General features: G+C 72.5%; 14 protein-coding genes. 4 read left to right on the plus strand and 10 right to left on the minus strand.

Annotated features, from left to right (window positions below; all coding sequences use genetic code 11):
• Window positions 1-93 precede the first annotated feature (93 nt).
• From ACF08W_RS17210 to ACF08W_RS17250, 9 genes are all read right to left on the minus strand, one after another.
• Window positions 94-2,289 (minus strand): MMPL family transporter, encoded by a 2,196-nt coding sequence (locus tag ACF08W_RS17210; protein WP_392279729.1) that lies wholly within the window; start codon window positions 2,287-2,289, stop codon window positions 94-96.
• Window positions 2,290-2,637: 348 nt separating this feature from the next.
• Entirely contained in the window at window positions 2,638-3,438 is an 801-nt protein-coding gene (locus ACF08W_RS17215; protein ID WP_385203096.1) for an enoyl-CoA hydratase/isomerase family protein, read from the minus strand.
• Window positions 3,435-4,565, minus strand: coding sequence for a cytochrome P450 (locus ACF08W_RS17220; RefSeq protein ID WP_392279730.1), 1,131 nt, complete (start codon window positions 4,563-4,565; stop codon window positions 3,435-3,437). Before ACF08W_RS17220 ends, ACF08W_RS17215 begins: the two co-directional genes overlap by 4 nt.
• A 465-nt stretch (window positions 4,566-5,030) precedes the next feature.
• Entirely contained in the window at window positions 5,031-6,440 is a 1,410-nt protein-coding gene (locus tag ACF08W_RS17225; RefSeq protein WP_392279731.1) for a cytochrome P450, read from the minus strand.
• A 169-nt stretch (window positions 6,441-6,609) separates the two neighbouring features.
• Window positions 6,610-7,200, minus strand: a complete 591-nt coding sequence (locus ACF08W_RS17230; RefSeq protein ID WP_385203089.1) for an ATP/GTP-binding protein — start codon at window positions 7,198-7,200, stop codon at window positions 6,610-6,612.
• The gene (locus ACF08W_RS17235) at window positions 7,175-7,549 is read right to left on the minus strand and encodes a DUF742 domain-containing protein (RefSeq protein WP_352274191.1); all 375 of its coding nucleotides are present in this window, start codon (window positions 7,547-7,549) and stop codon (window positions 7,175-7,177) included. The genes ACF08W_RS17230 and ACF08W_RS17235 overlap by 26 nt, the downstream gene beginning before the upstream one ends.
• Window positions 7,546-7,968: a roadblock/LC7 domain-containing protein gene (locus ACF08W_RS17240; RefSeq protein WP_352274190.1), complete on the minus strand. Its 423-nt coding sequence runs from the start codon at window positions 7,966-7,968 to the stop codon at window positions 7,546-7,548. Before ACF08W_RS17240 ends, ACF08W_RS17235 begins: the two co-directional genes overlap by 4 nt.
• Window positions 7,965-9,257 (minus strand): ATP-binding protein, encoded by a 1,293-nt coding sequence (locus ACF08W_RS17245; protein WP_352274189.1) that lies wholly within the window; start codon window positions 9,255-9,257, stop codon window positions 7,965-7,967. Before ACF08W_RS17245 ends, ACF08W_RS17240 begins: the two co-directional genes overlap by 4 nt.
• A 312-nt stretch (window positions 9,258-9,569) precedes the next feature.
• Complete coding sequence (locus tag ACF08W_RS17250) at window positions 9,570-10,028, minus strand: Lrp/AsnC family transcriptional regulator (RefSeq protein ID WP_385203083.1); 459 nt, start codon at window positions 10,026-10,028, stop codon at window positions 9,570-9,572.
• A 99-nt stretch (window positions 10,029-10,127) separates the two neighbouring features.
• Between ACF08W_RS17250 and ACF08W_RS17255 the strand changes: the two genes are divergently transcribed.
• Window positions 10,128-11,081, plus strand: a complete 954-nt coding sequence (locus ACF08W_RS17255) for an SMP-30/gluconolactonase/LRE family protein (protein ID WP_392279732.1) — start codon at window positions 10,128-10,130, stop codon at window positions 11,079-11,081.
• Window positions 11,082-11,163: 82 nt separating this feature from the next.
• On the opposite strand, the gene ACF08W_RS17260 is transcribed toward ACF08W_RS17255, so the two are convergent.
• The gene (locus ACF08W_RS17260) at window positions 11,164-11,793 is read right to left on the minus strand and encodes a TetR/AcrR family transcriptional regulator (protein ID WP_392279733.1); all 630 of its coding nucleotides are present in this window, start codon (window positions 11,791-11,793) and stop codon (window positions 11,164-11,166) included.
• Window positions 11,794-11,955: 162 nt separating this feature from the next.
• Here ACF08W_RS17260 and ACF08W_RS17265 point away from each other — a divergent pair, with 162 nt between their 5' ends.
• The 3 genes from ACF08W_RS17265 to ACF08W_RS17275 all read left to right on the plus strand — a co-directional run bounded on the left by ACF08W_RS17265 (window position 11,956) and on the right by ACF08W_RS17275 (window position 14,773).
• Window positions 11,956-12,900, plus strand: a complete 945-nt coding sequence (locus tag ACF08W_RS17265; protein ID WP_385203074.1) for an alpha/beta fold hydrolase — start codon at window positions 11,956-11,958, stop codon at window positions 12,898-12,900.
• Window positions 12,901-12,970: 70 nt separating this feature from the next.
• Window positions 12,971-13,777, plus strand: a complete 807-nt coding sequence (locus tag ACF08W_RS17270; protein WP_385203072.1) for a calcium-binding protein — start codon at window positions 12,971-12,973, stop codon at window positions 13,775-13,777.
• Window positions 13,778-13,996: 219 nt separating this feature from the next.
• Window positions 13,997-14,773 (plus strand): polysaccharide deacetylase family protein, encoded by a 777-nt coding sequence (locus tag ACF08W_RS17275; protein ID WP_385203069.1) that lies wholly within the window; start codon window positions 13,997-13,999, stop codon window positions 14,771-14,773.
• Window positions 14,774-14,798: the final 25 nt, after the last annotated feature.

The raw sequence follows: 14,798 nt of genomic DNA on the forward strand, positions 1-14,798 counted from the left end.
CCCTCTCCCTCCTCCCGTACATGCCGGTTCCTCCGTATTCTCCCGGTCCGTCCGGCCGGGCCGCGTACCGGGAGCCCCGGCCGGACGGCGGGCTCATACGGCCACGGGCTCGGTCGCGGGCGTCGCCCCGGGGGCGGTGCGGTTCAGCGCCTCGCCCTCGACGTCCACCTCGGGCAGGATCCTCGCCAGCCACCCGGGCAGCGACCACGCCCGGTCGCCCAGCAGGGCGAGCACGGCCGGGACGAGCGTCATCCGGACCACGAAGGCGTCGAAGAGGACGGCCGCGGCGAGCCCCACCCCCACCATCTTGATCATCGGGTCGGTCATCCCGACGAACCCGGCGAACACCGCGATCATGATGACCGCCGCCGCGCCGACCACCCGGGCGCTGTGCCGGAAGCCGGTGACGACCGCCGCGCCGGGGCGTTCCCCGTGCACGTACGCCTCCCGTATCCGGGTCACAAGGAAGACCTCGTAGTCCATGGCCAGGCCGAAGACCACCCCGATCAGGAAGATCGGCATCAGGCTCACCACGGGGCCGGTCCGCTCGATGCCGAGGAGGTCGGCGCACCAGCCCCACTGGAAGACCGCGACGATCGTGCCGAAGGCCGCCGCCACCGACAGCAGGAAGCCGAGCGCGGCCTTGAGCGGGACCAGCAGCGAGCGGAAGACGATCATCAGGAGCAGGAAGGCCAGGCCGACGACGAGCGCCAGATAGGTGGGCAGGGCGTCGTTCACCTTCTGCGCCAGGTCGATGTTGACGGCGGTGGTGCCGGTGACGAGCATCGTCGCGCCGGTGTCGGCGGCCAGGCCGCGCGCCGTGCGGCGGAGGTCGTGGACCAGTTCGGCGGTGGCCCCGGAGCTGGGCCCGGTGGTGGGCACGACGGTGAGGACCGCGGTGTCACCGGCCCCGTTGAAGGCGGCGGGGGTCACGGCGGCGACGCCCCCGGTGGCGGCGATCCGCTTCCCGGCCCGGTCCGCGGCGCCCTTGGGGTCCGCGGCGTCCTTCGCGTCGACGACGACGGTGAGCGGCCCGTTGAAGCCGGGGCCGAAGCCGTCCGCCAGGGCGTCGTAGGCGCGGCGCTGGGTGGTGGAGGCGGGCTGCGCCTCGTCGCCCGGCATGCCGAGCCGCAGGTCGAGCGCCGGTACGGAGATCAGCCCGAGGCCGAGCACGGCGAGGACCAGGACGGCGAGCGGGCGCCGGACCACCGCACGGGCCCAGCGGACGCCCAGCGCGGGGCGGTCGCCGCGCGGCCGCCTCCGGCCCGGCCGGTCCCCGCGTCCGGCGCGTGCCAGCACGGCCCTCGGGAAGAAGCCGAGCAGCGCGGGCAGCAGGGTCAGCGCGACCAGGACGGCGACCACGACGGTGCTCGCGGCGGCGATCCCCATCTTCGTGAGGATCGGGATGCCGACCACTGACAGGCCGGCCAGGGCGATGACGACGGTGAGCCCGGCGAAGACGACGGCGGAGCCCGCCGTGCCGGTGGCGCGGGCGGCGGCCTCCTCGGCTCCGTGGCCCTCGGCGCGCTCGGTCCGGTAGCGGGAGACGATGAACAGGGCGTAGTCGATGCCGACCGCGATCCCCAGCATCAGGGCGAGGGTGGTCGTCGTGGTGGACATCCCGACGGCCACGATCGAGGCGGCGCCGATGCCGACGCCGACGACCGCGGTGAGCAGCGGGAGTCCCGCCGCGACGAGCGAGCCGAAGGTGACGAGCAGGACGACCGCGGCGGCGGCCAGCCCGACGACCTCGGTGGCGCCGCCCAGCTCGCTCTCCGGGGCCAGGGCGGTGCCGCCCGTCTCCACGGTCAGCCCGGCCCGCCGCCCGGCCGCCGCGGCGTCGTGCAGGGCGTCGGTGGCGGCGTCGGTGAGTTCGGCGGGGACCGCGGTGAAGGCGACGGTGGCGTACGCGGTCGTGCCGTCCGCGCTGACCGCCCCGGCCGACGTGAAGGGGTCGAGGACGGTCCGGACCTGCGGGCCGTCCGCCACGTCGGCGACGACGCGTTCGACGGCGGCCCGGTTCGGGCCCGCGGTGATCTTCCGCCCCTCGGGGGCGACGAAGACGATCCGGGCGTCGGCGGCGTCCGCGTTGCCGCCCGGGAAGCGCCGGTCCAGCAGGTCGAACGCCTTCTGCGACTCGGTCCCGGGCATCGAGAACGCGTCGTCGGGCGCGGTCGGCGCCTTGGCCGCGGCCAGGGCGCAGGCGGCCAGGAGCACGGCCCAGAGCAGGGCGACGAGCCGGCGCCTTCGGAAGGACAGCCGGCCCAGCCGGTGGAGGAAGGTGGCCACGAAGGGGCGCTCCGGTTTCTCTGGATCGGACGGAGGGGCTGCGGCGGGTGCCGCCCTCCGGCCGTGCCGGGACCGCGCCGGGGCGCTGCGGGGCCGGAGGGATGCCTCGATCCTTCGCGAGAACGGATGCCGTGTCGTCGTGCGCCCGCAGGCAGTACGGGCTACGGCCGGTGCAGGCCGCCTCTACGGCCGGTGCAGTACACCCGGACCGGCCCGTACGCCATCCGGCCCGCCCGCGCGCGGTGCGCGATCCGGCCGGCGCGGGCCGGTCCGTACGTACCCGGCGGCGCGGCTCCCGGACGGCGGTGGTGTGCCGTGTCCGGAGCCGCGCGGGCGGCCGGGCATGGACTACCGGCGCCGGGTCGCCGCCGCGACGGTGGCCATGAGCTCCGCGTCCAGCACCGCCGGATCGGCCAGCCGGGTCGGGGCCGCGTACGAGTTGAGCAGGGCCTTCGTGACCCGGAGGGCGGCCTCGGGGCGGCGCACGATGGGCTTGGTCCAGGCGGCGACCGCCGCGTCCAGCCCGTCCTCGGGCACGATCCGCTGGAGGACGGAGAGCTCGTGCGCCTCGGCGGCGTCGAAGGCGCGCCCGGTGAGGATCAGCTCGCGGGCGCGGGCGGCGCCGACCTCGTGGATGAGCCGGGGCAGTACGCCGCCCCAGGCGGTGGGCAGCCCGAGCGCCAGCTCCGGCAGCCGGAAGCCGGAGGTGTCGGCGCCCACCCGCAGGTCGCAGGCGAGGGCCAGGGCGAGCCCGGCGCCGATCGCCCGGCCCTGGATCCGGGCGATGGTGACGGCGTGGCTGGTGGAGATCGCCTCGCAGACCCGGCGGGCCTTCTCACCGGCGATGCGGATGCCCCGGCCGGTCGGGTCCGCGTCCAGCCAGTCGGCGAACTCGCCCCGGTCACCGCCCAGGCAGAAGTCGTCCCCCGCACCGCTGAGCACCAGCACCCGGACGTCCGGATCGGGCACGGCCAGCACCGTCAGCAGGTCGTCCAGCATCGCCTCGGTCACCGCGTTGCCGGTCTCCGGGGAGTCCAGCTCCACCCGGAGCACGGCGCCGTCCCGCTCGGCCCGCAGGGTGCTCGGCCGCGGTGGCGCGGGGGCGTACGCCGGGGGCGGGGGTACGTACGGCGGGGGCGGGAGCGTCATGCCGCCACGCCCAGCGAGACGATCCGGCGGAAGACCAGCCGGGAGGCGTAGTCGGCGGGGGCGACGGTACGCAGGGTGGGGAATCGTTTCAGCAGCTCGGTCAGGAGGGTGCGGGCCTCCAGCCGGGCGAGGGCGGCGCCCAGGCAGTAGTGCACCCCGCCGCCGAAGGTCAGATGCGTGCCGCGACGCCGGATGTCGAAGGCGTCCGGGTCCGGGTTGCGCCGGGGGTCGTGGTTGGCGGCCCCGTACATCACGTGGACCATGCTGTCCTTGGCGATCGGCACGCCCGCCAGCACGGTGTCCTCGGCCGCCACCCGGGTGTTGATGTGGATCGGCGGGTCGTAGCGGAGCACCTCGTCGACGGCGGCGTCGATGTGCCCCGGGTTGGCCGCCAGCCACTCCCAGCGGCTCGGCTCCCTCAGCAGCAGGTCCACCATGGCCGACAGCAGGGTCGCGGTGGTCTCCAGGGAGGCGATGGTGACGAACATGGTGAGCCGGTAGAGGATCTCGTCGGCCGTCGCGCGGTCCGGCTCGCGGGCGTCCCAGTGGTGGATCCAGCCGGTCAGGATGTCGTTGCCGGGGTGGGCGCGGCGGTGTGCGACCAGTTCGGTGAAGTAGGCGCGCAGCTGGAGGGTGGCCTCGGCGGAGACGGCGAGCTGGCTCCTGGTGGGCAGCAGCTCCTGGGCGTGCACCTGGTTGTGGGTGATCTCCAGGATGTGGGCGTGGTCCTCGGGCGGGATGCCCAGCCAGGAGCCGATGGTGCTGATCGGGAGCTGTTCGCTGACGATGCTGACGAAGTCGGCCTCGCCCCAGCGGAGCTTGTCGGCCAGGTCGTCCAGGAGGCGGGTGGCGTGCTCCTCGACCAGGGGGGTCAGCCGCTCGATCGTCGACCGGTCGAAGAGGTTGCCGAGGCTGCGGCGCTGGCAGGTGTGTTCGGGGGCGTTGAGCCGGGAGAGCGTCTTGGTCATCTCCTGCGTGGCGGCGGCCTGCCAGCGCTCGGGGTCCGGCTGCCGCTCCTGCCAGGCGAAGTCGGGGGCCAGCCAGTTCCGGCCCCGCAGCACTTCGCTGCAGGTGTCGTAACCCGTCACGAAGTACGCGTCCCAGGGGGCGCGCACGACATCGCCCATGGCCCGGAGCCGGGCCAGTAGAGGGTAGGGATCAGCCTGCCCCTCGGGCGATTTGAGACGTCTGAGGAGGGAGATGAGGGCACGCCGGTCTTCAGGGTGACTGTCGGTGCCACGTATAGCGCTCACGCAGAGTTCCTTGACCTGGGCTCATGGTTACCGGCAGAACCTACCCCTCCGCATATGCCGCCCAAGCGTGCTTCGCTGTTGGCCGTATCACAACGAAAGTGCCACCCGGCCCCTTGTCAATCACTCACACGGGTACCAACTACCCCTTGCGTCACTCCAGTTACATCAATCATGGGCCGTCATGTACAGACAAGGCCGGTTTACGACTAATTGCGCGTAGCGCGGAATCAGCCAGCCCCAAGGTGACCGATTCCGCGCACTCCATGACCGGTTCCCGGCCGTTCACGCCCGTCTCCGTGTCATCGACGGCCGGTCGCCCCGACCGTCGGTGACAGACCGTCACACCCGGAAGACGTCCAGGAACGAGCTCCACCAGCCCTTGGCCTTCTTCGGCTCCTCGGCCGACCGGTCGTACGGGGCCGACGCGGCCGGATCCGGCGCGGCCTCCCGGAGAGGCACGGCGGCCGACGGCGCCGACGGCACCGCGGCCGAGCGGCGGGGGGCCGGGGTGAAGCGGACCGGGAGCGAGACCAGGGCCCGGTGGAAGGGGCCCGGCCGCCACTCGACCGCGTGCGGCTCCACGGCGAGCGCCAGGTCGGGCACCGAGTTGAGGACCTTCTCGATCGCGGTGAGCGCGATGAGCTGCGCCGGGGACTTCGCCGGGCAGACGTGCGGCCCCGCGCCCCAGGCCAGGTGGGCGCCCTTGCTCAGGGTCTGGCGGGCGTCGGTGAGCGCCGGGTCGCTGTTGGCCGCGGCGAAGCTGATCAGGACCGGGGAGTCGGCCCGCAGCGTCACCCCGCCCAGGTCGATGTCCTGGACCGGGTAGTGCGCCGCGTAGTTGGCGATCGGCGGGTTGTTCCACAGCACGTCGTCGAGGGCGTCCTCGACCAGCATGCCGGTGCCGCGCCGCTGCGGGGCGCCGGTCTCGCGGGACAGCATCAGCAGCAGCGCGTTGGCGATCAGGTTGCGCTCCGGCTCGACGCCCGCGCCCATCAGCATGACGAGCTGGTCCTTCAGCTCCTCGTCCCGCAGCCCGGCCGGGTGCTGGATCAGCCAGGAGGTGATGTCCTCGCCGGGCTGGCGCCGCTTGAGCGCGACCAGCTCCATCAGGCACTCGGTCAGCTCGGTGTTGGCCCGGAGCACGTCCACACCGTCGAAGATCGCGGACATGGAGCGGGTGAGCCGGTCGCCGATGTCGCCGGGGCAGCCGAAGAGCTGGTTGAACAGCAGCAGCGGCAGCAGCTTGGCGTAGTCGCCGAGCAGGTCCGCGCTGCCGCGCTCGACGAACTGGTCGATGAGGTAGTCGGCGATCCGCTCCACGTCCCGGCTGAGCCGGGTGGTGTTGAGCCGGGCCAGGCTCTCGGTGACCGCCTTGCGCAGCCGCAGATGCTCGGTGCCGTCCGTGAACAGGCAGTTGGGCCGGTACATCATCATCGGCAGCACCGGGCTGTCCATCGGCACCCGGCCCTCCCGCAGCGCGGCCCAGCGCCGCGAGTCGCGGGCGAAGTACGACGGGTTCTGCAGCACCCGCAGCGCGGCCTCGTGCTGCACCACGAGGGTGGCCTCCACGCCGGGGGCCAGCTCGATCGGGGCGGCGAGCCCGTGCGCCCGGAACGTGTCGTACACGCGCTGCGGATCGGCGGCGAACTCCGGCCCGTAGAGCGAGGTCTGCCGCCCACCGCCCATCGGGCACCCGCTGGGGGCGCTGTCGGCGGCGCGGTACGGGGTGGATCCCGGCGACGAGTCCATGTGTGATTCCTCGGTGTGAACGCGGGCCGGGGGCGGCCCGTACGGTGGAAGGAGAACGGGCCGGCGGCCCCGGGGGCCCGGTCGGCCGGGGCGGTCCGGGCCCCGGCGCCCGGGCCGGAGGCTGTCGGGGAACCTCCGACCGGGCGGTCGCAGGTCACCCGACAGGCACTCAGGCCACGCGGGTCAGAAGATGCTGGACCAGGGTGATCAGGGCCTGCGCGGACGACTTCTCGTCCCGGGCGTCGCAGTACACCACCGGGGTGTCCGGCAGCAGGTCGAGCGCCTCGCGCAGCTCCGCCTCGCCGTGCCGGCTGTCCGGGTCGAAGCTGTTGACCGCGACCGCGTACTCCAGCCCGTACGTCTCGACCAGGTCGATCACCGGGAAGGTGTCGGCGAGCCGGGCCGGGTCGACCAGGAGCAGGGCGCCCAGCGAACCGCGCGCCATGTCCTCCCACAGCTCGACGAACCGCTGCTGGCCCGGCGTACCGAAGAGGTACAGCACCAGTTCGTCGCTGAGGGTCAGCCGGCCGAAGTCCAGCGCCACGGTCGTGGTCACCTTGTCCGGCGCGCCCCGCAGGTCGTCGACGTGCGCCCCGGCCTGGGTCATCCGCTCCTCGGTACGGAGCGGAGTGATCTCGGAGAGGGTGCCGATGAGCGTGGTCTTGCCCACCGCGAAGTGCCCGACGACCAGGATCTTCGCCGCCCGGCGCACCGCGTCCGACACATAGATGCTGTCAGCCGAACCGGACGTGGAGTCCATGCAACACCTCTTCGAGGATCTTCCTGTCAACGAGCTGGGCCGGCGGGGGCGCCTTCCGGCGCATCAGGTGACCTTGTTCCGCTAAATCGTTCAGCAGCAGCCGCGCCACCCCGACCGGCTGGCCCAGATGGCCCGCCACCTCGGCCACCGACAGATAGCCGCCCGAGCACAGCTCCCAGATCGCCCGGACCTCCGGGCTCGGGTTCGGCGGCGGCTGCCGGTCGGGCGCGATGGTCACCAGGGTGACCAGCGACAGCACCTCCGCGTCGGGCAGACTGCGCCCGCCGGTGACGACGTACGAGCGGACGAAGCCGCTGCTGACCGCCTGCTCGTCGCCCGGCGTCGTCATATGCCGGATCCCGGTGCGCCGACCCCCGCGTCCTGCCGGGGCGGGGTCGTCATCGCCTTCCCCAACGCGGTGACCTGCTGCTGCATCCGGAAGGACATCGCCTCCATGTCCACGTCGGCGGCGGCCGCCGCGGCGAGATAGGCGCCGGTTCCGGCCGCGATCAGGAAGATCCAGCCGTGGTCGTACTCCAGCAGCGTCTGCCGCCAGCGGCCCGGGGCGGCCTGGGCCCCGATGAAGGGCGCCACGGCCCGGCTCAGCGACTGCATGGAGCTCATCGCCGCCGCCACCGTCTCCGCGTCGTCCCGGCCGATCTCACTGGAGTTGGCCAGCAGCAGACCGTCGGCGGAGACCAGGATCGCGTGGCGCGCGCCGGGTACCTGGAGCAGATCGTTGAGTACCCAGGACAGATCGGGGTTCACTGGAACTCGGGTCCTTCCGTCGTCGTCGTGTCTCGCCCGGACCGCGTTCCGCGCTGGAACGCGCCCAGACGGGAAGCGGTCTCCTCATTGCTGCGCACCGGCCCGGTCTCGGCCGGCGGTACCACCGACACCGGGCTCTTGCGACGACGCTTGGGCAGGCCGCCGGCGGTGGTGGCGGACCCGAAGGGCTGCGGTGCGGACCCGAAGGGCTGCGCGGCGGCACCGGAGTGCGCGACCGGAGGGAACAGCGGGGTCGGGGACGGCGGCAGCGGCGCGGGCTCCGGGGCCGGTACGGGGGCGGGCGCCTGGCGCCGGGGCAGCGCCGCGATCTCCGCGTCGGGCCGCTCGACGGCGACCGGGGCGGGCACGGCGGCCGGGGCCGGCAGGTCGTTGGTCAGCAGCTCGTCGGGGAGCAGTACCACCGCGCGCACACCTCCGTACGGGGACACCGAGTCCACCGAGACCTTGAAGCCGTACCGGGCGGCCAGAACCCCGGAGACGGCGAAACCGAACTGCGGGGGGATGCCCAGGCTGGAGACGCTGATCGCGGCCTGCGGGGCGAGCAGGGCCGCCGCGCGGTCCTTCTCCTCCTGGCCCATGCCGAGGCCGGCGTCGTCGACGATCAGGCAGACCCCCGTCGGCACCGCCTGGATGTTGACCTCCACGGGCGTGCCGGGGGCCGAGTAGTTGGTGGCGTTGGCCAGCAGCTCGGCGAGGACCACCGCGACGGGCTCCACGGCCCGGCTGACGACCGAGAAGTTCACCTGGCCGTTGACCCGGACCCGGTCGAAGTGGCGGATGCGGCCCTGGGCGCTGCGGGCCACGTCGTACACGGACGCGACGGTCTCGCGCCGCCCGAGCCAGCCGCCGCAGAGCACCGCGATGCCCTGCGCCCGGCGCCCGAACTGGCTGTTGGCGTGGTCGACGGCCATCAGGTCGGCGAGGATCGCCGGGTCGTCGCCGTACTTGCGCTGGGCGTTCTCGATGACGAGCTGCTGCTCGTCCGCGAGGCTCTGCAGCGTACGGACGGCGGCCTTGAGGACCGCCTTGGTCTCCTCCTCGGCGTCCCTGCGGACCTCGGTCAGCTCGGCGGAGTGCTGGTGCGTCAGGCCGGTGTGAGCGACGTGGAGTTCGTCCCGCTGTCTCTGGAGGAGGTCGCGCTGCTGGTGCAGTTCGGCGTTCTGTCTGCGCAGGCGGATGTTGGTCGTACGAGCCCGCAGAACGGCACCCACGGCGGCCAACGCGACGACGACCAGCGCCCAGAAGAGCAGGCCCTGTGCAAATGTCATGAGACTCACTTCAAGTGCCACGGCTAGGGATACGGCTTGACGATCCTTCGGGTACCACACCTGCCGGGCCGGTCCAGCCACGACCTGCGCCACCCGAGGAAGGCCCCTCCGGGTGTGGAGCCGAGGAATTCATCCCTCCCGGAATGCCCCCATATGCCATCAGCCCACTGGAAGTAAGATGATCTTAACATCGGCCGCTCTGGCAATTGTCAAGACCGACACGCCAGTTGCGATCCGATGCCGAATGTTCACAAGCGCCTCACGAGGCCCGTGCGGCACGGCCCCTCCGGGTTCACGACGCGCGCCGGAGGCTCAGCCCTGGTCCCGGGCACCGGAGTCCGGATCCACGGGCCGCTCGAAGAAGGTCTCCAGGACGACCGTGGCCCTGGTCCCGTTGACCCCCTCGATCGCGTGGATCCGCCGCAGCACGTCCTGCAACCGCTCGGTGGTCGCGGTCCTGACCTTCACCAGCACCGAGGCGTTCCCGGCGATGACGTGCGCCTCCTGGATCTCCGGAATCGCGGCGAAGCGCTCCGCCGAGTCCCCCATCCACGAGGTGGAGTCGACCGTCACGTACGCCAGCACGCCGTACCCCACGGCCGCCGGATCGACCTCCACCGTCGTCCGCCGGATCACCCCGCGCTCCCGCAGCTTGCGCACCCGCTCGTGCGTGGCGCCGGCGGAGAGCCCCACCGCCCGGCCCAGCGCGGCGTACGACTGGGCGGCGTCCCGCTGGAGTTCCGCCAGCAGTTGACGGTCTATGTGATCCACGACTCTCCGTTCGGCAGATTCTTGTCACGGCCATACGACATCTTGCATTCTCTGTCATGCACAGGAAACCATTCGGTCCTGCTGAGAGGGACGAGCGCCATGACCCAGGAACGCCCCGCACTGTACGAGGCCCTCGACGACCGGTTCCGCACCGGGCGGTGCATGTACGGTGACGCGGCCCTCGAAGTCCTGTACACCGGCTGCCGATGGGCCGAGGGGCCGGTCTACGTCCCCGCCTGGCGGCAGGTGGTCTGGAGCGACATCCCCAACGACCGGATGCTGCGCTGGGACGAGGAGACCGGCGCCGTGGGCGTCTTCCGCCGCGCGGCGGGCCACACCAACGGCAACACCCTCGACCGCGAGGGCCGCCTGGTCACCTGCGAGCAGGGGAACCGCCGGGTGACCCGCACCGAGCACGACGGCTCGGTGACGGTGCTGGCCTCCCACTGGCGGGGCAGGCGGCTGAACAGCCCGAACGACGCGGCGGTGCGGTCCGACGGCTCGATCTGGTTCTCCGACCCGGACTTCGGCATCACCAGCGACTACGAGGGCCACCGCGCGGAGAGCGAGATCGGCGGCAACCACGTCTACCGCGTCGACCCCGTCACCGGCGAGGTGCGCCTGGTCGCCGACGGCTTCCGGGCCCCCAACGGCCTGGTCTTCTCGGCGGACGAGCGGCGGCTGTTCGTCTCCGACACCGGGGCGGGCCTCATCCGCGTCCTCGACGTACGGGAGGACGGCACCCTGACGGACGGGGAGGTCTTCGCCGAGGCCGGCGCCCGCGCGGCGGCCCGCTTCGACAACCTCCGCCTCGACGCCGACGGCCGGCTCTGGGCCGCCGCGATGGGCGACGGGGTGCACTGCTACGACCCGGACGGCACCCTGATCGGACGGCTGAACGTGCCCGAGGCGGTGGCCAACATCGCCTGGGGCGGCCCCAAGCGCAACCGCCTCTTCCTCACCGCCGAGACCAGCCTCTACTCGGTGGTCATGAGCGTCACGGGCACCCACCCGACGGGGCCGGGCCCCCGGCCTTGGACGGCCGGCGCGTAGGCCCCGCGCCGTCACGGGGTACGGCGGGCAGGGGCGGCGCCACGGCCACACGGACGGAGAGGGCACGCCCCGCCGCACGCCGTCACCCGGCCTCCCGCGCCCCGTCCTCCGGAGCCGTGAAGACGCGGTCCAGGTGGTGGCGGAGGACGGAGGCGGCCGACTCCGCGGTGCGCTGGCCGACCAGGACGCTGGTCCCCATCCCCGCCGCCATCGCGAGCAGGCCGACCGCCTCCGTACGCGCGTCCGCGCCCGGGTCGGCCGCCCCGGCGTCCTGCGCCTGCCGGATCAGCCCGGCCAGGACGTCCTCGGCGGCGTCCGGCCGGTCGGTGAACGGCTGGGCGGCCAGCGCCTCGTCGGTCACCGACAGCACCGCGTACGAGGTGTAGAGCAGATGGAAGGTGCGGCTCTCCGGATCGGTCGGGAGCGAGGTCAGCAGCAGCGCCTCGGCCGTCGCGCGCGGACCCGGGCCGAGTCCCTGGGCCCGCAGCCGCTCGCCGACCCGGGCGGAGAACCGGTCGGTGAGGTGGCGCAGCCCGTAGAGCAGCAGCTTCTCCTTGGTGCCGAAGTAGTACTGCACCAGCCGCAGCGACACCCCCGCCTCGGCCGCGACGTCGCGCATGCCGACCGCGTGCAGCCCGCGCCGCCCGGCGACCCGGACGAGCGCCTCGGCGATCAGGGCCCGCCGCTCCTCGTGGTCCACGCGCTTCGGCATGCTCCCCGGCCTCCACCTCATCGCTCGCACCGCGCGCCCGGCCGCTGCCCGGACCTCTTCATGGTACCGCCGTACCAACATAATGGTACGGTCGTATCACTACCGGGAGGGGTCGATTCCCCTTCCCGGTGACGTCCCGACCAGCCTCACCGGAGGTGCGCTGTGCCCGAGACCACCGACCGAGCCCGCCGCGACATCGGCCGCTACGTCAACGAGAAGCTGCGCGACCGCTACTTCGCCGCCTGCGACGCCCTGTACGCGCTGGGCGCCCCGGCCCGCGCCGAGACCGACGTCGAGACCAGCTTCGGCACCACGCACGTGTACCGGTACGGCCCCGACGACCCGGCCGCCGCCTCCCGCACCCCGGTCGTCCTGATCCACGGCTCGGGCGGCTGCTCCGCCATGTGGTACCCCAACACCCGGGCGCTCGCCGCCGAACGGCCCGTCTACGCCCTCGACACCCCCGGCGACCCCGGCCGCAGCGTGCACCGCGCGCCCATGTGGCAGCCCGAGCACGCCGCCCAGTGGATGGACGAGGCCCTGGAGGCGCTGGGCCTGGACCGGGTCCACCTCGTCGGCTCCTCCTACGGTGGCTGGCTCGTCATCAACCAGGCCCACCTCCGACCCGGCCGGCTCGCCTCGGTGACCCCGCTGGACCCGGGCGGGCTGGAGAAGGTGGGGCTGCGCTTCTTCGTCTGGATCTTCGCCAGCCTCTTCGCCACCTTCGCCCCGAAGGCGCTGCGCCCCCGGCTGGCCGCCTGGCTGGAACAGCCGGTGCTCGTGGTGCCCGAGCTGCGGGCGATGGTCCGGGCCGGCGTACGGGCGTTCCGGATCCGGCGGCCCGCGCCCCTTCCGCTGACCGACGCTCAGCTCTCCACCATCCGTACGCCGTTCTACCTGGTCATGGGCCGTCGCAGCCTGCTGGTCCACCCCCGGCGCCAGCTGGAGCGGGTGCCCCGGCTGATCCCCGGGGCCCGCGCCGAGATCATCGCCGGGACCGGCCACGGCCCCCAGATCGACCACCCCGACCTGGTCAACGCGGCCATGCTCGCCTTCTTCCGCGCCACGGAGGAGAAGGAGCGGACGGAGAAGACCACCGTTCAATAAGCGCAGGGAAAAGTCTTGGCCAACGCCGTAGGCTCCCGGTGGTCGATCAAGAACTTCACAGGGGGGTTCCATGCGTCACACGAACAGAGCCGGGAACATCGGCGGAGCCGGGCGGGTCGCCCTGATCGGCGCCGGTCTCGCGCTGGCCGCCACCGGCATCGGCACCACCGCCGCCCAGGCCGCGGACGGCGGCTCGGGCGACATCAGGATCGACAAGGTCGTCGTCAACGGCGGCAAGCCGGTCGTGGTCGGGACCACCAACAAGGTGTCCTTCAAGGTCTCGGTGACCGCGTCCGACAACTCGGGCATCGCGAAGACCACGTACTTCAGCGCCTTCGGCCCCAACCCGAACTACGCGCAGATCTGGGACGACGAGATCACCTGCGTCAAGGCGAACGCCACCACGTCGACGTGCTCCGGCACGCTGACGTTCGATCCGACGGCGTCGACCGGCTTCGTCAACAACAAGGCGGCGGCCACCTGGGACCTCGGCGTCCTGGTCTCCGCCAACGACCTCAACTACATCCACCGGGACGCGGCCGCCCGGTTCAAGGTGCAGCGCTACTCGAAGCTGACGGTCAACGCCGCGCCCGAGCCGGTGAAGAAGGGCAAGACCCTCACCATCACCGGCAAGCTCTCCCGGGCCAACTGGGAGGACAACAAGTACCACGGCTACGCGGGCCAGCCGGTGAAGCTCCAGTTCCGCAAGAAGAACAGCAGCACCTACACCACCGTCAAGACCATCAAGACCAGCAGCACCGGCACGCTGAAGACCACGGCCAAGGCCTCGGTCGACGGCTACTGGCGCTACAGCTTCGCCGGCACGTCCACCACCCCGGCCGTCAGCGCCGCCGGTGACTTCGTCGACGTGAAGTAACGCGTGGAGCAACGCGCGAAGCGACTCCTGAAGCAGCCGGCGAAACCGCAGGTGAAGTAGCGGATTCTCCGGTTCCGAGGTCCGGTACGGGCTCCGACTGTCGCCGATCCCCTGCGGAATCGTCCGCGATCGGTAACAGCGGGGCCCGTACGGGCGTTCGTATGGCTTCATTGATGCAGGGCAGCACGGCGGAGACGAAATCAAAAGGGGCGGGGCGGCATGGCGAAGCACAAGGGACGGGGATGGCACGGCCGACTTTTCGGGGCCGCCCTCGGAGTGACGGCGCTGGCCGCCGGCGCCTCGGTGTGGACCGCGCAGGCCGACCCCGCCGGTGCGAGCAAGCCGGAGGCGAGCGTCTCCTCGCCGGCCCATGACGAGGGCAAGGCCGCCAAGGTCGCGGTGGACATCGCGCACGCCTCCGACAAGGGGGCCAAGGGCGTCAACATCACCATCGACGACGGCCCGGACCCCAACTGGACCCCGCAGGTTCTCCAGTTGCTCAAGGAGAACGACGTGAAGGCCACGTTCTGCATGGTCGGCACGCAGGCGCAGGCCTACCCGGACCTGGTCAAGCGGGTCGTGGCGGAAGGCCACCGGCTCTGCAACCACACCGTCTCGCACGACACCTCGATGGACCGCAAGTCCGAGGCGTACCAGTCGCAGCAGATCCTGGACGCCGAGCGCATGATCACCAAGGCGTCCGGCGGTGTCCGCCCGCAGTACTACCGCGCCCCGGGCGGCGCCTTCACCCCGTTCAGCCGCCAGCTCGCCGCCTCGCACGGTATGCGTCCGCTCGGCTGGAACGTCGACACCAAGGACTTCGAGCGCCCCGGCGCGGACGTCATGGTCGCCACCGTCAAGCGCGAGATAGCCAACGGCCCGACGGTCCTCTTCCACGACGCCGGCGGCGACCGCTCCCAGACCCTCACCGCCCTCCGCGAGGTCCTCCCCTGGCTCCGGGAGCAGGGCTACCTCTACGGCTTCCCGGTCCGCTGACCCGGGGCGGTCCCGGGCCGGGCGT

Source organism: Streptomyces sp. NPDC015144, assembly GCF_043079735.1.
Lineage (GTDB): Bacteria > Actinomycetota > Actinomycetes > Streptomycetales > Streptomycetaceae > Streptomyces.